The 19123-nt window shown below is 60.8% G+C and carries 17 protein-coding genes; 8 read left to right on the top strand and 9 right to left on the bottom strand.

All coding sequences use genetic code 11. From position 1 onward, the window contains the following. Positions 1 to 31: 31 nt before the first annotated feature. The 5 genes from M3A49_RS07595 (at position 32) to M3A49_RS07575 (ending at position 3023) form a co-directional block, all read left to right on the top strand. The gene (locus M3A49_RS07595; RefSeq protein ID WP_266228147.1) at positions 32 to 700 is read left to right on the top strand and encodes an RraA family protein; all 669 of its coding nucleotides are present in this window, start codon (positions 32 to 34) and stop codon (positions 698 to 700) included. Continuing rightward, a complete protein-coding gene (locus M3A49_RS07590; protein ID WP_266228145.1) occupies positions 697 to 1359 on the top strand; it encodes a 4-carboxy-4-hydroxy-2-oxoadipate aldolase/oxaloacetate decarboxylase in 663 nt (220 codons plus the stop codon). The genes M3A49_RS07595 and M3A49_RS07590 overlap by 4 nt, the downstream gene beginning before the upstream one ends. A gap of 8 nt (positions 1360 to 1367) precedes the next feature. Beyond that, positions 1368 to 2144 carry an enoyl-CoA hydratase/isomerase family protein gene (locus M3A49_RS07585; RefSeq protein WP_266228144.1) on the top strand — a complete coding sequence of 259 codons (777 nt, stop codon included), beginning with the start codon at positions 1368 to 1370 and terminating at the stop codon, positions 2142 to 2144. A gap of 55 nt (positions 2145 to 2199) precedes the next feature. After that, positions 2200 to 2616 (top strand): PaaI family thioesterase, encoded by a 417-nt coding sequence (locus M3A49_RS07580; RefSeq protein WP_254354366.1) that lies wholly within the window; start codon positions 2200 to 2202, stop codon positions 2614 to 2616. Between the two features lie 74 nt (positions 2617 to 2690). Beyond that, positions 2691 to 3023, top strand: coding sequence for a cache domain-containing protein (locus M3A49_RS07575; protein WP_266228143.1), 333 nt, complete (start codon positions 2691 to 2693; stop codon positions 3021 to 3023). A 135-nt stretch (positions 3024 to 3158) separates the two neighbouring features. Here M3A49_RS07575 and M3A49_RS07570 read toward each other — a convergent pair whose 3' ends face one another. The 3 genes from M3A49_RS07570 to M3A49_RS07560 all read right to left on the bottom strand — a co-directional run bounded on the left by M3A49_RS07570 (position 3159) and on the right by M3A49_RS07560 (position 6461). Next, positions 3159 to 4046: a hypothetical protein gene (locus M3A49_RS07570; RefSeq protein WP_266228141.1), complete on the bottom strand. Its 888-nt coding sequence runs from the start codon at positions 4044 to 4046 to the stop codon at positions 3159 to 3161. 294 nt (positions 4047 to 4340) lie between these two features. Beyond that, positions 4341 to 4622: a hypothetical protein gene (locus M3A49_RS07565; RefSeq protein ID WP_266228139.1), complete on the bottom strand. Its 282-nt coding sequence runs from the start codon at positions 4620 to 4622 to the stop codon at positions 4341 to 4343. 234 nt (positions 4623 to 4856) lie between these two features. Continuing rightward, positions 4857 to 6461, bottom strand: a complete 1605-nt coding sequence (locus tag M3A49_RS07560; protein ID WP_266228137.1) for a PQQ-binding-like beta-propeller repeat protein — start codon at positions 6459 to 6461, stop codon at positions 4857 to 4859. Between the two features lie 284 nt (positions 6462 to 6745). Between M3A49_RS07560 and M3A49_RS07555 the strand changes: the two genes are divergently transcribed. Then, a complete protein-coding gene (locus M3A49_RS07555; protein WP_266228136.1) occupies positions 6746 to 7786 on the top strand; it encodes a transposase in 1041 nt (346 codons plus the stop codon). Positions 7787 to 8238: 452 nt separating this feature from the next. On the opposite strand, the gene M3A49_RS07550 is transcribed toward M3A49_RS07555, so the two are convergent. From M3A49_RS07550 to M3A49_RS07530, 5 genes are all read right to left on the bottom strand, one after another. Next, complete coding sequence (locus M3A49_RS07550) at positions 8239 to 10149, bottom strand: SMP-30/gluconolactonase/LRE family protein (protein ID WP_266228135.1); 1911 nt, start codon at positions 10147 to 10149, stop codon at positions 8239 to 8241. Positions 10150 to 11288: 1139 nt separating this feature from the next. Beyond that, positions 11289 to 12605, bottom strand: coding sequence for an MFS transporter (locus tag M3A49_RS07545; protein WP_266228134.1), 1317 nt, complete (start codon positions 12603 to 12605; stop codon positions 11289 to 11291). A 68-nt stretch (positions 12606 to 12673) separates the two neighbouring features. Further along, entirely contained in the window at positions 12674 to 13888 is a 1215-nt protein-coding gene (gene tcuB, locus M3A49_RS07540) for a tricarballylate utilization 4Fe-4S protein TcuB (protein ID WP_323183116.1), read from the bottom strand. After that, entirely contained in the window at positions 13875 to 15284 is a 1410-nt protein-coding gene (gene tcuA, locus M3A49_RS07535) for an FAD-dependent tricarballylate dehydrogenase TcuA (protein ID WP_266228133.1), read from the bottom strand. The genes tcuB and tcuA overlap by 14 nt, the downstream gene beginning before the upstream one ends. A gap of 73 nt (positions 15285 to 15357) precedes the next feature. After that, positions 15358 to 16299, bottom strand: a complete 942-nt coding sequence (locus tag M3A49_RS07530) for a LysR family transcriptional regulator (RefSeq protein ID WP_266228132.1) — start codon at positions 16297 to 16299, stop codon at positions 15358 to 15360. A gap of 283 nt (positions 16300 to 16582) precedes the next feature. On the opposite strand from M3A49_RS07530, the gene M3A49_RS07525 reads away from it, so the two are divergent. Next, positions 16583 to 17911, top strand: coding sequence for an MFS transporter (locus tag M3A49_RS07525; RefSeq protein WP_266228131.1), 1329 nt, complete (start codon positions 16583 to 16585; stop codon positions 17909 to 17911). 1 nt (position 17912) lies between these two features. Here M3A49_RS07525 and M3A49_RS07520 read toward each other — a convergent pair whose 3' ends face one another. Beyond that, complete coding sequence (locus M3A49_RS07520; protein WP_266228130.1) at positions 17913 to 18707, bottom strand: IclR family transcriptional regulator; 795 nt, start codon at positions 18705 to 18707, stop codon at positions 17913 to 17915. A 128-nt stretch (positions 18708 to 18835) separates the two neighbouring features. Here M3A49_RS07520 and M3A49_RS07515 point away from each other — a divergent pair, with 128 nt between their 5' ends. Continuing rightward, the gene (locus tag M3A49_RS07515; RefSeq protein ID WP_266228129.1) at positions 18836 to 19123 is read left to right on the top strand and encodes a hypothetical protein; all 288 of its coding nucleotides are present in this window, start codon (positions 18836 to 18838) and stop codon (positions 19121 to 19123) included.

Below are 19123 nucleotides of genomic sequence, written 5' to 3'. Positions count from 1 at the left end.
CATCCCCAATTCACGGAAACTCATTAGAACCATGACGACGAACGACATCCGCAACGTAGAGCGCGCCGGCACGCTCGACACCGCTACGCTTTCCGACGCGCTCGACAAGCTCGGTATCAACGGGCAGTGCTACAAGATCAAGGCGCGCAGCACGGACTTCCGCCTCGCGGGCCGCGCCTGGACGCTCAAGTACGGTCCAGCCGCCAATCCTCCCGGCACGGTGGGCGACTATATCGACGATGTTCCTGAAGGCGCGGTCATCGTGCTCGACAACGGCGGGTGTGAAGACGCGACCGTGTGGGGCGACATCCTCACCGAGATCGCGCATCGGCGCGGCATCGCGGGCACGGTGATCAACGGCATTTGCCGCGACGTTTCGCTGTGCCTGAAGCTCGGCTATCCGGTGTTCAGCCGTGGTCACTGGATGCGTACCGGCAAGGACCGCGTGCAAGTCGAGGCGACCAATATTCCGGTCAACCTGGGCGAAGCGCGCGTGCAGCCCGGCGACATCCTGCGCGGCGACGCCGACGGCGTGCTCGTGATTCCGCGTGAGCACGAAGACGCAGTGCTCGATGCCGCGGAGGCAATCCATCACGCAGAGGAAGCGATTCGCGAGGCGTGCCGGGGTGGCATGCGTCTGGATGAAGCGCGCAAGCAGTTCAAGTACCACCAGTTGCAAACGCGGGAGCAAAAGGCATGAAAGAACACGATTCGGCAACCACGATTCGCACTGCGATCGAACGCGTCGAGGCAAGTGTGGTCGAGGCGGCCCGCCAGGTGCCCGCAGCCACGCTGCACGAAGCCGGCGGCAAGATCGGTGCGCTACCCGCCGCAATCAAGCCGGTGGCGCCAGGCTTTCGGATTTGTGGCACGGCGGTCACCGTCCATTCGCCGGGCGGCGACAACCTCTGGCTGCACCGCGCCATCCTGCTTGCGCAGCCGGGCGACGTGCTGGTGGTCTACACGAACGGCGTGTATGAACACGGCTACTGGGGCGAGGTGATGACGACCGCTGCGAAGGTGCGCGGTCTTGCGGGGCTCGTGATCGACGGCGCGGTGCGCGACGCCGATCTGCTGGAGTCGATCGGCTTCCCGGTGTTCTCGCGCGGGCTTTCCATTCGCGGCACGGGCAAGGACTATGGCGCGATTGGCTGGATCAACGAGCCGGTGATGATCGGTAACGTTACGGTTTGTGCGGGAGACCTGATTGTCGGAGACCGCGACGGCGTGGTGGCCGTTCCGCGTGCCTGTGCGGCAGAAGTGGTGGCGAAAGGCGCCCGGCGTGAAGCCGACGAAGCCGCGATCTGCAAGCGCATCGAGGCCGGCGAGACCACCATGCAGATCTACAATTTCCACTGAGATTGATGATGACCTCGAAATCCGCGCATTCGGCAGGACAGGCGCCTGAACTCACCGTCGCCGGGAAGATAGCGACGATCACGCTGCGCCGCCCCGAAATGGCGAACCGCCTTGAGTTCGAAGACCTCGCCACGTTGCGCGGCTTCATTCGCGAAGTGAATGCGCAGCGCGATGTGCTCGTGCTGCGCCTGTGTGCCGAAGGCAAGCACTTTTGTGCGGGCTTCAACATCGGCAACGTGGCGGACGAGAATGCGGGGGCGAGTTTCGAGGCGCTCACCAACGAACTGGAGCAGGCGCGGCCTGTGACAATCGCTGCGATCAATGGCGGGGTGTATGGCGGCGCGACCGATCTGGCGCTGGCGTGCGACTTCCGCATCGGCGTCGAAACGAGCCAGATGTTCGTGCCCGCCGCACGGCTCGGCCTGCTGTTCTACCGCGGCGGCTTGCAGCGCTACGTGTCTCGGCTCGGCTTGAATGTGGCGAAGAGGCTCCTGCTGTGTGCCACGACCTTCGATGCAGCGCAGATGGAGACTTGCGGCTTCCTCGATGACATTGTTGCACGAGCAACTTTATACGAGGAAGTAGAGCGCATGAGCGGCGAGTTGGCGGCAATGGCTCCGCTCGCGCTGCTCGGTATGAAGAAGCACCTGAACCGGATCGCGAGTGGTACGCTCGACGAAGACGAATTCCAGCGCGACGTGAAGCAGGCGGATGCCTCGCACGACTTGCGCGAGGGCTCGCTCGCCTGGAAGGAGAAGCGAAAGCCGGTATTTCGCGGCGAATGAGCCCCCGGAATCAAAACGCAGGTAACACGCGAAGAACACCAAAAGGAAGCCATTCATGGAAATCGAAGACAACCCGGCTCTCGCGCGCCTGTATGGCGCGAACGGCTCGCCGCCGATCACGACCACGCTGGGCGCCACGTTTCTCTCGCTGAGCGACGACGCACTCGAAGCCGAGTACGAGGGCGCCCCATCGTTTCGCAACCCCGCGGGACAAGTGCAGGGCGGCATGCTGTGCGCCATGCTCGACGACGTGACGGCAACGCTCGTTACCTCCACGCTCGCCGAAGGGGAGCACTGCGCGACGCTGAGCTTGAACACGTCCTTCCTGAGGCCCGCGAAGCCGGGGAAGCTGACCGGCCGCGCGACCCTCGTGCGCAGGGGGCGCGGCGTATGCAACGTGCACGGCGAACTCTGGCAGGAAGACAAGCTCATCGCAACGGCAACGGCAGTGTGCATGATCGTCGCGCGGTAAGGCCCCACCGCGCACGGCGCAGGTCGTGGCACTTTTCTGTATCTGATTCGCTATCCTTATAAAAAAACACAATCATGACGTTGAATCGCAAGCTCCTGTCAATGATCGCCGTGCTGTGGATCGGCCTCGTATTGATCGGCGGCTTTGACGCATGGCAGATGCGTTCGACCATGCTGGACGACCGGCGTGATCAGTTGAAGTCGCTCGTTCAGCAGGCAGAAACGCTGGTCGAGCACTATTACCGCCTCGCCCAGCAAGGGGGGCTCAGCGACACCGACGCGCAAAAACAGGCGCTGGCCGCGCTGCACTACGGCAAGGACGGCTATGTCGCGGTCATCGACTCGCATCTCGTGATCGTGATGAATCCACCGCGCCTGTCGTCTTGCCTTGCGGGATGTTCCACGTAGCACGATCGCCTGTGTTGGGTCGATGGGGCGTGATTGCGCTCTCCAGTGGTTGCGTTCCCATCATCGCCACATTCATCGCTTCTGAGGCAGCGAACAACAGGGAAAAAACAAGGGCATCCCTTGGACACCGTCTTCTCAACGGCGCCGTACCTCGAGAAACGTGATGTTGTTATCCGGATCGCGGTACTGCTGAATCAAAGCGATATTCGACTCTGCGATACCTGACAGTAACGCAAGCATTTCGCTTTCCTCCCGGTATATCAGCCACCAATCCATCGCAGCCTCCATGAAGCCGGCATCGGGGATATCCGATAGAAAATTCGTCACGAAGAGCGTGCCACCAGGCGCCAGCATGCTGAACAGGCACAGCGTGAGACTTCGAGCGGCTTTTATCGGCAGATAGTCATAAAGGCCCCCGGCGTACACGAGGTCCAGGTTGTTGTATGTGAGCCGCCCGGCAATCACGTCCTTTATGTTGCGTCTTTCCGTGGAGACCCCGAACGGCATGAAGCATCGCTCAACTTCGGCGAGGCTGTTTGCGTCTTGGTCCAATGCAAGAAATCGGCGCGGCCTGACTTGGGAAATAACGCGGCTTACGTCGAGTTCCCTCAAATGTCCGCTGCCGACGGAAAGAATGTTTGCGTCGATGTCGCGCTCGTGGAGGACTTTGTCAACGTAGTGGGCCAGGAGGTGGCGTCTGAATCTCACAGACCTTGGCGCCGAAGCGCCCGTCATGTATGCGTAGAGTGACTGCGGCAAACCTGTTAAAACCGGCTTCACGTACCCGTATATGTGGTCTATCAGTGTGGCGTCGCCGGGGTATCCGAAAGGTCTCGAAAAAGCGTGGCTGACAAAAGGACAAAGTAGCGTTGTCTTGAGAGCGTTATGTTGCCGAACCTCTGAAACGTACCGCTGCCACGCGGATTTCGACATCTCTTTGCGAAGCTCTTCAAGGCCGGAAGCTAGCAGGTGCATCGCAAGATTACATTCTCCGGAATCGAAGTGCGCCTCTGCTTCGTCCAAAAACGTTCCTGACGACATCTGCCTGTTCCTCTGACATTGTTTTGTGGTACGGGACATCGCTGGGTCAGCTTACACTGAGCCGCATATGTGCCTTACGCTTTTCATTCGGCTATGTTCGGTATCGCGCATTAGCTTCTTGCGCGGTTTTATCGAAGAGCGCTGGGCTGATGATCTGGGCGCGTTTTCATTTTTCTTAGTTTTCGTTAAGAACAGATGCGTTGTGATAAGAATACTTATCGTAATAGCGCAGTTATCGAGCGATTTTTGACGGAAGCTCGCACACATGGATGCCGGTCATGTAGCGGCCAGGAGCGACCGGGCCTGTTTAAGAAGTGCGTGCGACGCGGCGAACTCATTACGTCCAGCCATAGTAAGTGCGGCGTCGCCGGTGCGCGCGAAAAGCTCGTCGACGGAAGTCCGACTGGCATTCAAACCGAGACCAGGTTGGTCGAATTGGCGAAAGAACGCGAGCATTTCGAAGGCATCAAACCGCCAGTCTTCAGGACCAGCCTTGGCCAGAATTTCGGCGGCGGCTGCCAGTTGCCGGGAGGCTGCGACAAACTTAGTGCGCTCCACGATGATCTCCCCATAAGTCGCCGTTGGCGGTCCTTCTGAGAGTCTAGGCTCAGGTATACAACCGCGCCAGAGAATCAGCGTAGCTGCGCAACTGGGCGCCAGGTGGGTTGGGCGGTGGAATCGCAACTAACGTTTTTCTTCCATAAAGGCCGTCTCGAACGTGCGATGGAACTCGCGGAGCTATTCGGGCTGTTCGAGCCCCCATGCTGGGGGACTCGGGAAGTTGCCGATGCCTCACAGGCCAAACGCATGAATCTTGTGGTCCATGCCTGCCACGAAAAGCTGTCCGTTCACAACCGTCGGCGACGCGAGGATGCCCCCAGTGGGACGTTCCGGCAGCGGAAGGCTATTGGTGCTCCAGAGTATCTGTCCGCTCTTTGCGTCCATCGCAAACACCTGGCTGGCGATGCCATCGGCGTAGTACACCACGCCCTTTGCGGCGACCGGTGATATGGCCGGATTGTCAGACACCGAATCCTTACCAACCGGCTGTTGCCAGGTCAGGTTGATAGAACAGCTACCACTGAAACCGAGCGCCAGGAGTCCATGGTTGTCGAATCCAGTGAATGAATGGGATGGTGATGCCATATACAGCTGATTGAGCACTGGGTCAAATGCTGGCAGGCCTATGTTAGTTCCAGAGGATCTGGGTTGACTGATGTTGAGCGTTTGAAGCGGGCCAGAATGAATGGAGCTTTGACCATAGATATACAGATTGCCTGTCTTCTGAAATGCCGCTAGCATTGGCGCGCAACCACGAGCCGTAAAGAGAGTTGGTGTTGCACCGAAGTCTGCATCCGCAATAGGCGGAGGTGCCGGTATGTTCGAGGCAAGCACCTTAAGATCACTGGTAAGTTCAACGGCCTGGTCTGAATAGCCAAAGGTCTGTGGCTTGGCGATTGCGTTACCCGTTAGCACATACACAGCTGAACCACCACGAACCACCGACACACCGCCAGGCCCCCAGATACCACCGCCATTGGGTCCAGTTGCGCCGGTCGGATACCAACGTCCCAGAATCGTCCCGTCAGGGATTGAGACACGCACAACTTGTCCGTGATAGGGCGGGGTATCACAGGCGCTAGCCGTTGCGATGTATAGCGATGTGCCGGATGAAATTGTACTGATCGTAGGACTTCCATAGACGAAGGTCCGTGGAGGCGCATTCGCTGCATCAGGGATGGCCACATGCAAGGCAGGCAGGTCGGCACCGGTGGCAAGATTGTAGGCATGCAAGAAGCCGTCCCCGCTCACGATGTACAACTGGTTCCTGGTGCGGTCGATGGTGGGTGTGCCGACGAATCCGATATTTCCGCCCGACGCGGCAAAGTCGCTGCAGCTGGATTGAACAGGCGCGACGTGCCGGTGCCAGATGACCGTTCCGCTCGAGGCATTTAGCGCGTACATGTCGCCCAGCAGGGTGGCCGCATATACGACATCGGTTGGCACGCCACTGATGCTCACGCCTGCGGCCAGCGTCGGCTGGGTCAGGATGGGGCCCCCAAGATCGGTTGTCCAATGCGTTCGCAGGCTCATCACGTTGGACGTGGTCAGCACGGTCTCAACGGGGTTGTAGCCGGTCCGCTGGGCGTTCATGCCGAACGTCGGCCAGTCAGTCGCGGTGAAGGTTGCGGCCGCGACTGCTCCGGGCGTCACGGAACGCGCCGCTGCACTGACATTCGCAGGCGCCAGATAGGGTGGATCCACCGACAGCATGTCCCCGCTGGCTGACTCGGTTACTGGCGAAGTCTGCGCCCGGGCGCCCGGAGCAGCGGCAATGGCGATCGTTACAGCGACGGCGAATCCAGCGGCTATGAGACGGGATTGCAGGCGGGTCATGGAGATACCTCCTGTTCGTCAGGCTGTTCGTTTATGTTGTCCGTGCGCAGCGAACCCATCGACGCACCGGGCGAGTGCAGGCCGGCAGACGAAGAAAGCGCGTGGTGCTCGCATGGCTACATCTTCGTTTCGGGGCTTGGGCAATGGTCTAGTACCCGAAGCAGGCGCAAAGATGCACGGCAAAGGTACAGGGAAGAAAACGGGAAAAAATACGAAAAAAATGCTTGGTGCTCCCGGTAAACTTGCTGTATCGAAGCCGAGGCCAACGGGTATTTCCTGTTGTCATGAAAATGTCTTTTGACGCCGCCACGATGAATTTGCGTCGGCATTTTCCCTGGTTGGTCGCTTATGCCCGATTCCATTTTTCGGGCAAACACGGACCAAGGTGTTCCGGCAATTCGCTGCAACCAGCAGCTGCTCAATACGAGCTGAATCACAAATGCGTGACGATCCGAAACGACTGCCCGGTCGGACACCGTGTGGAGAAGCGCATGTCATTTACCGAGTTAAGCGATGAAGAATGGGCACGGCTTCGCGTGCTCTTTTCCGGCGGTCCCGTCGTACGGCGGAATAATCGCGGTCGACCTCGTACCGAGCCGCGCATTGTGGCGAATGCCGTGCTCTGGGTGCTCACGACCGGCCAGCCCTGGTCAAGTTTGCCCGCGCGATATCCTTCCCGCGTCACCTGCCGCAACCGGTTTGTTGAATGGCTGATGAGCGGGACGCTCGCCCTGATGGTGCAGACGCTGACGCAGTCCGGCCGGACCTTTGTCTGTGTTCCGGAACCCGCTCCGGTCCGGCACGAGCGTAAGCGTGACACCGTCGGTGTGTGCTGGGTAAGCCCCGAGACGTGGCAGGCACCACCATGCAGAACGAACCCTGTGCGGACCGCGTGTTCCCCGGATCAAATGGCAGACATCGCCCGGCCGTGGGCGTGTGACACACCGCAGGCTAGCTCCGTCCTGCCGCAGCCAACTGGCGATTCATGTCCTGGCAGCATTCAGTGTTACCGCTCATGGGACTCTCTGGCCGCGTACGGCACCCATGTGACGGATGGCCGTGGCTATGAGATCCGGGTCGCGGTGTACCCGATGAGGAGTACCCAGTTTCGAGCATGGGTGGAAATCATGAAGGACGGCAAACGTGTCCAGCGTTCCGGCCTCATCGGTCCACGCTTCGAGGATTACCGCGAGGCCTGCCAGTTCGGGCTCGACTGGGCCAGTCAATGGGTCGATCGCGAATGCCGCACCCTGCCCGCATCGATCACCATGTGCACCCGGACGCGCGCGCTCGCAGCACCGGCGTTGCCCGCCGTGCACCGCTGAAAGCTGCCGGGACCAGGGCTGCAGACGCTGATTCTGCGGCGTTTGCACATGCGCAAGGACCGACATTCCGGTGAGGCGAGTCAGGAACGCGTGAGCAGGACTGTCGACAATGCGTGAAATGCAAGGGCAAGGGGCTGGCGGGCATGAGTAACACAGCAGGCCGCAGCCGCTGGCTGTCCACGCTGCACAGGAGAGGGTCTCTTCCAGCATTGTCGTTGCGCGCGCATACTGGCGTGCCATCTCGCGGATGGACTGGTTTCTGCGAGAACCGATGCGTATGAGGCTCAAGAGACCGTTGACAGACGACGGCAATATTCGAATGATCCCTGGGCAGGTCCATGCATTGTTATATAAGGATTCCTACTCATATCGCGAATCACACGTGATGCCGCCTTATCGGCATACCGCGTAAAGTCCTCCGGTGTTGTCCAGACAGCCCCTCGACCAGTAAGTCAGGGTTTCCAGTGGTAAACGATGATGCTGGAGCCGTCGTAGTTGTCTTTCGTGATCACGTATTCACCCGTCTTTCGAAGGTACGCACGGATGCCATACATCGAATCCACGTTGGGGCCGACGTCCACGGTGCCCGCGCTGCTATTGAGCAGCGTGGTGTCGAGTCTGCCAGTGGTGAGATTGAAGGTGTCGATGTTGGGCACGCTACCATAGCCGACAAACAGATGGTTGCCGGCTGCGGCAATCGATTTGGCGCTGGTGACGGTGATCACCGGACCGGGCCTCGTTGTGTTGCCTGCGCTCCAGTCATGGTACACCTCAATCCGCGTCCCCATCGACGTCCAGTCCATACTGCCGACGATCCCCTGCGCCAGGATCATGGTGTCGCTTTCGGCAAGGTAGACAATGCGTTCCAGCGGCCGGATGCTGACTGGAGTGGGGACCGTGATGCCCGGTCCCCAGTTCGGCTTGCCGGCGGCGTCAAAGCCGGTGAATGGGTAATGGTAAATGTGGTTGGTCCCGTCCAGTCCGGCCCACACATCCCCCTTGCTGTCGATGCAGAATCCGCCCGTCACCGGGCGGGTCGTATTGAAAGCAGGGCCAGGAATTGACGCATCCGGTATCGCAATGAAACCACTCGCCGGGTTAAAGTGGAAGAGATAGAAGATATCGGGGTTCTGGGCAGACGCCACGAGGATCCGCTTGCCCCCCACTGCGACAATCTGGCCAAAGTGTTCGTCACGCTGCGTGGTGTCCTTCATGTTGAGACGGGGATCTGCCGGATAGGTGAACGGATCAACCGTGTTCGCGATGAACGTGCCTCCTGCAGAGCCGGTGTAGACGTTGGTGCCGCCATAGAACAAGGCTGCGTCCGTGGCCGGGTCGGGCGCTGCGACGGCTTCGAAGTTGAGAGACTGAAGCTTCCAATGCAGGTTGCCGGCACGGTCATAGGCATGAATGTCGGTGCCGCCGTTACGGCCAAGATCCCAACCGCCGCCCCACGGATTGTTGAGGACGTACAGGTTGCCCGCAGCGTCCTTGCCGATGCCGGAGACGCGGGTAAAGCGCCTGTCACCGACCTGTCCCTTGACTCCGGTAGTGCTGTCGAGGTAACCGCCCTTAACGCCAAACGTGCTGGCCAGCGTCGGTATGCCCGAAATATTGTAGAGCTTGATGTTCATGTCGGGTCCTTCGTCGCCTACCATGAGTTGTCCCGATGACGCATCGAAATACAGCGCGGACGGCCGCGAGGCACTGGACATCTGGATGGTGTTTGACAAGGAACCTGCCGGATCGAATTCGACGATTGTGCCCGTGTCTTTCTGGGCTACCCAGATGTTGCCCGCAGCATCCACGGCGAGTGCACCGGGACCTGAGACACTGATGTCACGCTGCCAGGCGCCGTCAGTGGTGAAGACCCGAACGCGATTGCCAAAGAAGTCGCTTGCATAGAGCAGTGAGCCCGCCGTTGCAAGGCCTGTGATGACATCGACCCGGGGTAAGTTAGTCCACGCGCTGACCGGGATGAAAAGATCACGAAGGTGCGTAGTCCGGTTGTATCGCCCGACCGCACCGCCGCCGTACTTCCTACTGTACTGCAGCGCGGCGAAGATCGAGGTGGCACTGCCGGTAATGGCGCTGCCCTGAAACTCGTTGTGAATGCCGATGGAACCGGCGCTCTTGCCATTCACGTAGATGGCGACTCCGCCCTCGTTCTCGTCCCACATGGAAGCCGTATAGATGACGCCTTCGGGTGCGACCCACATCGAGCGCGCGGTGTTGCCCACATGAGTGGCAAGCGTTCCAAACGTATTCGCCAGCCAGTCGGTGATGTACTGTGCCTGGCAGACTGACGCAATCGTGATGCTCACGGCGGCAAGAAAGGCAGCACGGATTCGCTTCCTCAGCATGAGCGATGCTCCCCCTGAATACAGCGGCCTGCATGATTGCGTCCCCTGCCAGCGCCCTGTTGGCACTCGAAGCACGCTAAGCCTAAAAAAATCAAAAGAAAAGCAGAATAATATGGTCGTCGTGATGCGCCCCGTTTTCAAACCCGGATCGCGCAATGCTGTCGGTCAGCTGATCCGGTGATTGCCTCTGCACAGACGTAGTGCGTTCCCGGATGCCAGGGTATACGTAATAAAAAGATTTATATTGTTTCTATTTCCCCCCTGCTACTTTGGTTCGACCTTGGACAACGACGCGACGAGGTGAAGCGTCCGACGCGTTCGCAGCTTTGCGTTCGAAGCTGTGCTGCGGGTTTTGTCCGAAGCCAACTCGGGGCTGGTGGTGCCGATGGGATCCGGAGGCATTTTCCTCGGCTTCGGCGCTCGCGTTGCCGAACCCCGAAGCAGTCCGATGCACGCATGAGCGTGCGCACCCAACTCCGGCCGAAAGCATGCAAACCTACCACGCTGTTATCTATGTCCTGATCCAGTTTCTACTGTGGGTTGCCTGGGGAGAGGCTGGCCCGCGTAGCATTCAGCCGGCTCGAAAAACAGCATCCATCCATATATGAAAAGCTGGGTCGACCAGTTGCAGGCGGCCCCCTGACAGGGGAAGGCCTGCGCTTTTTCATGCGACGCGAGCATCGGCAACTTGATGACGTTGCCCTCTCGTGTCTTGCCGATTGTGCACTTGCTGTATGGGTTGTTTTCGCGTTAGTCGGAGTCCTCTGTTTTTTTATCTCTTGATATAACGCAACCCTGGTCAGAGAGCACGGAGTTCAGGTTAATCTAAACCAGAAAGCGCTCACCAGAGCGTACAGGACGCGCTTCGAAGGGTTTTGATAATCATATAGCCGGCCATAATCGGGCTTGCACTGGGATGAGGCGAAACGCGGTTCTGCGCTTCGCGCCTGTCTCCGACGCGTTCTCTGTTGTGAACGTCTTGAGAACGATATTTGCGCAAGACGCTCAAAACGAGAAGTGCAATTTTTCGAAGCATCGATGTTCAATGGTTATCAATGCCGACACGCAAGAGGAGCACCGCAGCGGGTAACGCATCGGCGCGGCGGCCGCGCTTGCGGTGGCTGACGCAGGAGTAGCGTTCAGGCGAGCGATGTGGACCGCCCGGCTGCGCCGCCCCGGCGATACAGCATGAGTGTCGCGACGAGCCCGCACGCGGCGGCGAAACTCAGCCAGTATCCCGGCGCGGCCTTGTCGCCAGTGATCTCGATGAGAAACGTTGATACGGCGGGCGTGAAGCCTCCGAAGACCGCGGTGGCGAGACTGAACGCGAGCGAGAAACCGGCCACGCGGACCTCGGCGGGCATGACTTCAGTGAGTGCTGCAACCATCGCGCCGTTGTACATGCCGAAGAAGAACGAGAGCCACAGCAGCACGACGAGCATGCGAGCAAAGCTCGGCGCCGATGACAGCCAGGAGAGCGCCGGATACGAAGTGCAGATAGCGAGCGCCGTGATGGCGATGAGAATCGGCCTGCGGCCGATGCGATCCGAGAGCGCTCCACCGACCGGGAGCCAGAAGAAGTTCGAGAGGCCCACGCAAAGCGTGACGATCAGGCTGTCTGCGGTAGTGAGCTTCAGAACGGCTTTGCCGAAGGTCGGCGTATAGACCGTGATGAGGTAGAACGTGGTAGTCGTCATGGCGACGAGCAACATGCCCGCGAGCACCGTCCGCCAGTTTTGCAGCATCGTGGCGAACACTTCGCGTGCGCGCGGATGGTGGGTGCGCGCCTTGAACTCGTCGGTTTCCTGCAGCGTGCGTCGCAACAGAAAGATAACCGGCACGATAGCGCAACCGACGAAGAAGGGAATGCGCCATCCCCATGCGCCAATTTCGCTGGCCGTCATCACATGATTGAGCAGATAGCCGAGAGCGGCTGCGACAACGATTGCAACCTGCTGGCTCGCGGATTGCCAACTCGTATAGAGGCCCTTGTGCCCCGGCGTCGCCATTTCTGCCAGATAGACAGAGACGCCGCCCAACTCGGCGCCAGCGGAAAAGCCTTGCAGCAGGCGACCGAGCAGCACAAGAGCGGGGGCCAGAAATCCGATCGTCGCATATCCGGGCACGCACGCGATCAGGATCGTTCCGCTCGCCATGATCGACAGCGTGACGATCAACCCTTTGCGGCGGCCCACTTCATCGATGTATGCGCCCAGCATGATCGCGCCCAATGGGCGCATCAGGAAGCCCGCGCCGAACACGGCGAAGGTGAGCATCAGCGAGGCGAACTCGCTCGTGGACGGAAAGAAGATGCGCGAGATGTTAGTCGCATAAAAGCCGAAAAGAAAGAAGTCGAACTGCTCGAGAAAATTGCCGCTGGTCACGCGCAGCACTGCGCCAAACTTCGACGTTCGACCATGCGCGTTATCCCCGGCGTTGAGCGATGAGGGATGCATAAGTTGTCTCCATGGATGTGTTATGTGAGTGCGGCCGCCCATCGAAGGTATTGCCTCGAGGACCGCCGTTAGTCCGAGCCAGGTTGCAGGCGGTTGGCCTGTCGCTTTTCGATCGACGACTTGAGAAGCGCCGCACAGCGATAGATCCCGTGGGCGAATTTGCCGTAAGGCAGCGTGGCGAAGAGCGCCATCACGACGCCGAGGTGGAGGGCCAGGAGCCACGCCATCGCGGCGGTGTCGCGCCACGCAAGGAGCGCTAGACCCGAAACGCTGGTCAAGAGCAGCAGCGCGATGAATCCGCGGTCCATCGGGCGCTGCTTCGGATCGCCCCGGCTCGGGTCGCGGCGCAGGTTGAGCCAGAGCAGGCCCGCCGGCCCGACGAGCAAACCGGCTCCACCCGCCGTGCCGAGCATCACGGGCAGACTCAGGACCGGGTAAGGCGCGTGCAGATTGAGCGCATAGTGATAGAAGGTGGCCACCGCCGTAGCCGCGAAGCACAGCATGAATCCATAGAAAGTCAAATGATGGAAACGCCGGCGGGTAAGCGTGAAGGCATCATTCGACTCGTTGCAGCCGTCGCCATGGCCTCCGTCGAGATACGTCAGGGTAAGCGTGTGCTTCGCGGCCTCGGCGATGGCCGTCGCGCTGGCCGGTCCCGCAGACACGTCACGCCAGAATCGCGACACGCCGACGCCGAGCGCGAGGATCGCGAAGCCGAAGACCGAACCGAACATCGCCGCGAGCAGGTTATGCGGGAAAATCGCATAGAAATTGCCGCCCAATATGCCTGCGAACAGCGTACCCTTGAACCCGATGCCAAGCACCAGAAAGAGGGCGAGTCCGATCGCGAGCGCAAGCGCGAGGGTCAATCCGTTGCGCTTGTAGAGTGCGCCCATCGGCGCGGGCCACGCATACTCCGCATAGGTTTCGACGCGGACTTTGGCCATCGCCTTCGGCACGTTCACGGCGAACTCATGTGGCGGCGCATACTGGCATGCGTGATAGCACGCGCCGCAGTTGTGGCACAGGTTGGCGAGATAATTGACGTCCGCCTTGGCGAATTCGAGGCGCCGTGTCATCGCGGGAAAGACCGCGCAGAATCCTTCGCAGTAACGGCACGCATTGCAGATCTGCATCTGCCGTGCGACTTCCGCTTCATTTTGCGTGAGGGGGAGCACGCGGATGACCGGCGTGGCGGGCTCGCTCGTGGCCGTGTGGCGGGTGATGACGGAAGGCGAGGCGAGTTCCCGCGCCTCGCGGGCAAGTGCTTCAAGCTTTTGCACGTTGAACTCCAGTGTGATGAGCAGCAGCCATCGCGGCCCGTGTGCCGGCAATGCGTCCGAACGCGGTGCCAATCGACATGCCGACGCCGGCTGTATAACCCTTGCCGAGCACGTTGCCGGCCATCATTTCTCCCGCGACGAAAAGGTTCTCACTTGGGCGTCCGCCGAAATGCACCTGGGCGCGGTCATTCACCTTAAGTCCCAGGTATGTGAACGTGATGCCCGGCCGCAATGCATAGCCGAAGAAGGGAGGGGTATCAATAGGCCGCGCCCAGTGGGTTTTCGCTGGCGTGAGGCCTTCGGTGCGGCAGTCATCGAGTGCCGTGTGATCGAAGGTACCGTCCCGGCACGCGGCGTTGTAGGCGCGAATCGTCTCGACGAACGCCGCTTCGGGGAGATCCAGTTGACGCGCCAAAGCGTTTAGCGAATCAGCCTTCGCGCCCGGAAAGACAGGAGGCATGAACCGCCCGATGGCCTTCGCGTCGATGATCGAATAGCCGATCTGGCCTGGCTGCTGCGCGACGAGCCGCCCCCAGATCGCATAGCGCTTCGGCCAGAAATCTTCGCCCTCGTCGTAAAAACGCTGAGCGTCGCGATTGACGACTACGCCGAGTGACACGCAGTCGATACGCGTGCAGATGCCGCCATCATAGAGCGGCGCGCGGGCGTCGATGGCGACGCAGTGCGACTGCGACGGATCGCCAATCGTATCCGCACCTGTGTCGATCATGTGCTTGAGCAGCAGGCCCTGATTGAAGCGCGTGCCGCGAATGAGAAAGTTGTCGGCGGGCCATTCGCCGCGCTCGTTCTGTCCCCACGCTTCTCTCAGCCACTCGCGATTAGATTCGAATCCGCCGGCCGCGAGCACGCAGGCGCGCGCCTCGAAACGTTGCACGCCGCTGCGCGCTGCGACGAAGCGGCCTGCGTCGAGTTCGATTGCGTCGACTGGCGTGTCGTAGCGGATCTGCACCCCGAGCGCTTCGGCGCTGCGGTAGTAGGCATTCACGAGCGCCTTGCCGCCGCCCATGAAGAACGCATTGGTCCGCGCGACATGCAGGGCGCCGGAAAGCGGCGGCTGAAAGCGCACGCCGTGCTTGCGCATCCACGGACGGCACGTCGATGATGCCCGGATCACGAGCCGCGCGAGCGCCTCATTCGTGATGCCGCCGGTCACCTTGAGCAAGTCTTGCCAATATTCCTCTTCCGGATAAGCATCAAACAGCACGTCTTGCGGCGCGTCGTGCATGCAGCGCAGATTGCGAGTGTGCTGGGAATTTCCGCCGCGCCATTCGCGCGGTGCCGATTCGAGAAGCAGGACCGAGGCGCCGGCTTCTCGCGCCATCAAAGCGGCACACAGCGCGGCATTGCCTCCGCCGATTACAAGAACGTCCACCATCTGAGTTGTCTCCTTTGAGACAACTATAAGAAGCTACAGCCGGCGCGGCCATCAGGGAGGCGGCAAGGGGTCTTCAGGTTTCGTGAAGGGTGGGTTGGCGCAGCGTTGCGCCAGGCCAGCGGCCCGCCATGACGGTATCGCGCGCGATATCGGCGAGTACGACGCGCGCGGCAAGCCCCGCGGGCGAAAGTTCGTCGTCCGAGGCGCTCGCAATCAGGTTCGGTCTTGTCGCGTATGCCTCGACGAGCGGCACACTCACCAGTGAAACGTTTTCTGCGCGTGCGAGCGCCGCTCCGGGCTGAATCGTCGCGCCGAGTCCACCGCGGACGGCGTCCATGAGCATGGCGAGGCCGTCGACTTCGGCGGCGATGCACGGGGTGTAGCCAGCGCGCTTGAATGCGGCGTCGAGCAGTGCGCGAAGGCCGTGTGTGCCGCTTGGCAGGATCAGCGGCAGGGCGCCCAGCTTCGCGATCGACGTGCGCGATCTTCCGGGCATGCCTTGCAGCGTCGACGCGCCTATCACGAACAGCCGCTCATCGAGCAAGGGCATGACGCTCCAGCGCTGTGCGGGCTCTTCACGAAACAGAATCGCGAGATCGATCTGCCGGGCGCCGAGCATCGCGCCGAGATAACCGGAGAGGCTTTCGACCATGCGCAGCCGCACGTCGGGATAGCGCTCGCGCATCGCCTGCATGAACGCGAGACCGAGCACACCTGTCGTGCTCGGAGCGAGGCCCACGCTGACATGGCCGGAGAGGCGAGCCTGGCGCGCGGCCAGTGCGGCATCGTCGACGTGGCGCAGCGCGAGTTGCGCCTGGCGCCAGAAGGCGAGTCCCGCGTCGGTGGGAACGACGCCGCTCGAAGTTCGCTGTAGCAGGCGCGTCGAGAGTTCGCCTTCCAGCCTGCTGATCTGCTGGCTGAGCGCCGACGTGACGATACCTAACTCGAGCGCGGCCTTGCCCATGCTGCCGTGTTCGACGACGCTGACAAAATATCGTAACTGCCGAAGTTCCATCGAAAGTCTCAGAGTTTGCGGTCCCCTAACGTAACAGGTTTGCGACGTGCCATTTCATCACGAATCGCGTCCGGCGTGAGAATGAGACATGTGCGGTGACCCCGGGGGACACATGAGGAAGCGCTCACACATGGGGTGGTCTAGCCAGCTTTGCTGTTCCATACAGTGGAACCGGTGGCTTGGCATTCTCCATGCGGCAACCATAGTCGTGCTCATGCGGGATCCGACCGGGCGGTCCGGGCGGGAATTCACATTCCGCAGCCAATAAATGACCGGAGACGCCATGCAAGCAGTGACAAGTCCCTCGCCCGAGGCGACCGCCGCGCAGCATTCAATGACCGACGCGGTCTACCGCAAGGTAACCTGGAAGCTGATGCCGCTGCTCTTCGTCTGTTATGTCTTCGCTTATATCGATCGGGCAAACATCGGGTTTGCTCACCTTCAGCTCCGGCGCGATGTCGGCTTGTCCGAAGCGGCATTCGGCTTTGGCGTGGGCCTCTTCTACCTCGGCTACATGCTGCTGGAGGTGCCCAGCAATCTCTGGCTGCAGCGTATTGGCATACGCTTGACCCTGTTGCGCATCATGACTTTCTGGGGCCTGGTGTCGGTTTCGACCGCATTCGTCCGTACCCCGATGCAGTTCTATTTCGCTCGCGTACTTCTCGGAGTCGCCGAAGCTGGCTTTTTCCCGGGTGTCATCCTTTACTTTACCTACTGGTTTCCCGCAGGACGGCGTGCACGGGTCACGTCCCTCTTCATGAGCGCGATTTGCGTGTCGGGCATCGTCAGCGGACCTGTGTCCGGGCTGATCCTCGAACGGCTCACGGGCGCACTCGGGCTGAACGGCTGGCAATGGATGTTCATCCTCGAGGGCGCGCCCTCCATCCTGGCTGGTATCGCTGCGTGGCGCTGCCTGACCGATCGGCCCGAACAGGCGAAGTGGCTTAACGCAGAAGAAAAGGAAATTGTGCTCGATGCGCTACGGCGTGAGGCTGCGCTGAAAGAGACGCGAGCACCGAGGTCCATCTGGGTTGCATTGCGTGAGCCCAGGTTTTACTTCCTGACGTTTGCCTATTTCAGCGTCCCGTGGGCCAGCATCGTCGTCCATATCTGGGCGCCCAGCGTCATCAAGAACAGCGCCGTGACGAACTTCTGGCATATCGGAGCACTCTCGGCGATTCCCTACGTGGTGGGAGCGGCCGCCATGTATCTGATGGGACGTAGTTCCGACCGCAGGCTCGAACGGCGCTGGCATTTCATGGTCAGTGCAACGCTTGCCGCAGCCGGGGTCGTGTTGCTGCCGTTGTTTGCGCATGACGTTGGCGCGTTGATGGTGCTGCTGTGCGTCGCTACGGCTGGCTATCTCGGCATGCTTTCGCTCTTCTGGACCTTGCCGCCGGCCTATCTGAAACCGGCCGTGGCAGCGAGCGGGATTGGCCTGATCAGCAGTCTTGGGCAGTTTGGCGGCATCTTTGCGCCGACGGTCATCGGTCTTGCGTCCTCGCGTCTGGGCAGCACGGCGATGGGGCTTTACGCCGTCGCGCTCGTTTCCCTGCTCGGTGGCCTGGCCGTCGTGCTCGGCGTACCGAAGCGCTCGGTCAGCGAGCGATGACTCAGTCGTCTTCCAGCACCGCCATCGCATGAACGATGGCGTCGCGCAACTGCAGCAGCGGGGCCGCGAGGGCGGTCGAGACGTCTGATGGGGTATCGGTCGTGCGCACACTGAAATTCAGCATGACTGGCGGATGCCCAGGTACCGTCAACGGCGTCGCAAGTGCGACAACTTCGGGCTGCCAGCTCGCCACACAGTAGCCAAGACGACGAACGTGATCGATTGCCTCGAGGATCTGCCGCCGGATTGGCTTCCAGTGCTGGCTGCCGCGGCGCTCCAGCGATGCAAGCCGCTGCGCGCGTTCGTCATCGCCCAGGGTCGACAAGTGTGCGCGTCCCAGCGCGGTCAGCTCCATCGGTACCCGCTGGCCGGAGACGACCGTGCGCAGCGAAGCTCGCTGGTTATAGCGAAAGGATTCGAGATAGACCATGTCGTCGCCGTCGGCCGCTGCAAGTCCCACGTTGATCTGGCGCTTCTGGGCGACTTCGCGCATGAGTGGCGTGCTGGCCTGCAGGATTCTGGAGCCCGTGCGCATCGCATGGGCCACGCTCAGTACCGGAATGCCAAGCCGGTAGACCTGGCGCACCGCATCGTGCTGGAGAAAGCCGCACTCCACCAGCGTGCGAGCAAGGCGGCTCACTGTGGATTTCGGCAATCCGGTGCGTTCGACGAAGTCGCCGTTGCCGAGCGCGTCTGCACCCGGCCCGAAAGCTCGCAGCAATAGCAGCCCTCGTTCGAGGGAGCGGTTCAACACGGTTTCAGAGGCATGGCGAGGCATCTTTTCGGAAGCGTTCATCGTATCGACGTGAGGTGTTGCGCGACACGCGCAGTGACGGGGCAGCAGCGAGACTCGCACAACCGAAGCGGCGAGGACCGTCGCGGTCCGGCATGAATTGTCTTCATCAACAGGAGCATTGAAAAGTTATGAATATTCCGGTCAGGCGTGTCGGTCTACGGATTGTCGCACCGATGCTGGTCGCGCTGTGCGGTGCAGTGAGCGCGCAGGCCGCAGACATCCACGTTCTCGCAACCGGCGCCTTGTCAGCGGCGTTTAAAACGATCGCTCCGGCGTTCGAGAAGTCAACCGGCAACAGGCTGATCGATTTCCGCAGCCGTCGCTCGCGACGCCGCCAAGCCCGACGCCGCAAGGGCTCTGATCCGTTACCTGCAAACTCCCGGGGCGAGGAGCGCCTTCAAAGAGGTCGGTCGTGA

The sequence above is a fragment of the Paraburkholderia sp. CNPSo 3076 genome (assembly GCF_026343935.1).
GTDB classification, from domain to species: domain Bacteria; phylum Pseudomonadota; class Gammaproteobacteria; order Burkholderiales; family Burkholderiaceae; genus Paraburkholderia; species Paraburkholderia nodosa.
This window is presented reverse-complemented; position numbering and strand designations above follow the sequence as displayed.

Excerpts from the sequence above, each read along its gene's own strand:
- M3A49_RS07545 (WP_266228134.1), bottom strand. The coding sequence starts at position 12,605 with ATGCATCCCTCATCGCTCAACGCCGGGGATAACGCGCATGGTCGAACG.
- M3A49_RS07555 (WP_266228136.1), top strand. The coding sequence starts at position 6,746 with ATGAAAATGTCTTTTGACGCCGCCACGATGAATTTGCGTCGGCATTTT.
- M3A49_RS07590 (WP_266228145.1), top strand. The coding sequence starts at position 697 with ATGAAAGAACACGATTCGGCAACCACGATTCGCACTGCGATCGAACGC.
- M3A49_RS07580 (WP_254354366.1), top strand. The coding sequence starts at position 2,200 with ATGGAAATCGAAGACAACCCGGCTCTCGCGCGCCTGTATGGCGCGAAC.
- M3A49_RS07550 (WP_266228135.1), bottom strand. The coding sequence starts at position 10,149 with ATGCTGAGGAAGCGAATCCGTGCTGCCTTTCTTGCCGCCGTGAGCATC.
- M3A49_RS07525 (WP_266228131.1), top strand. The coding sequence starts at position 16,583 with ATGCAAGCAGTGACAAGTCCCTCGCCCGAGGCGACCGCCGCGCAGCAT.
- M3A49_RS07515 (WP_266228129.1), top strand. The coding sequence starts at position 18,836 with ATGAATATTCCGGTCAGGCGTGTCGGTCTACGGATTGTCGCACCGATG.
- M3A49_RS07560 (WP_266228137.1), bottom strand. The coding sequence starts at position 6,461 with ATGACCCGCCTGCAATCCCGTCTCATAGCCGCTGGATTCGCCGTCGCT.
- M3A49_RS07575 (WP_266228143.1), top strand. The coding sequence starts at position 2,691 with ATGACGTTGAATCGCAAGCTCCTGTCAATGATCGCCGTGCTGTGGATC.
- M3A49_RS07530 (WP_266228132.1), bottom strand. The coding sequence starts at position 16,299 with ATGGAACTTCGGCAGTTACGATATTTTGTCAGCGTCGTCGAACACGGC.
- M3A49_RS07520 (WP_266228130.1), bottom strand. The coding sequence starts at position 18,707 with ATGAACGCTTCCGAAAAGATGCCTCGCCATGCCTCTGAAACCGTGTTG.
- tcuA (WP_266228133.1), bottom strand. The coding sequence starts at position 15,284 with ATGGTGGACGTTCTTGTAATCGGCGGAGGCAATGCCGCGCTGTGTGCC.
- M3A49_RS07585 (WP_266228144.1), top strand. The coding sequence starts at position 1,368 with ATGACCTCGAAATCCGCGCATTCGGCAGGACAGGCGCCTGAACTCACC.
- M3A49_RS07595 (WP_266228147.1), top strand. The coding sequence starts at position 32 with ATGACGACGAACGACATCCGCAACGTAGAGCGCGCCGGCACGCTCGAC.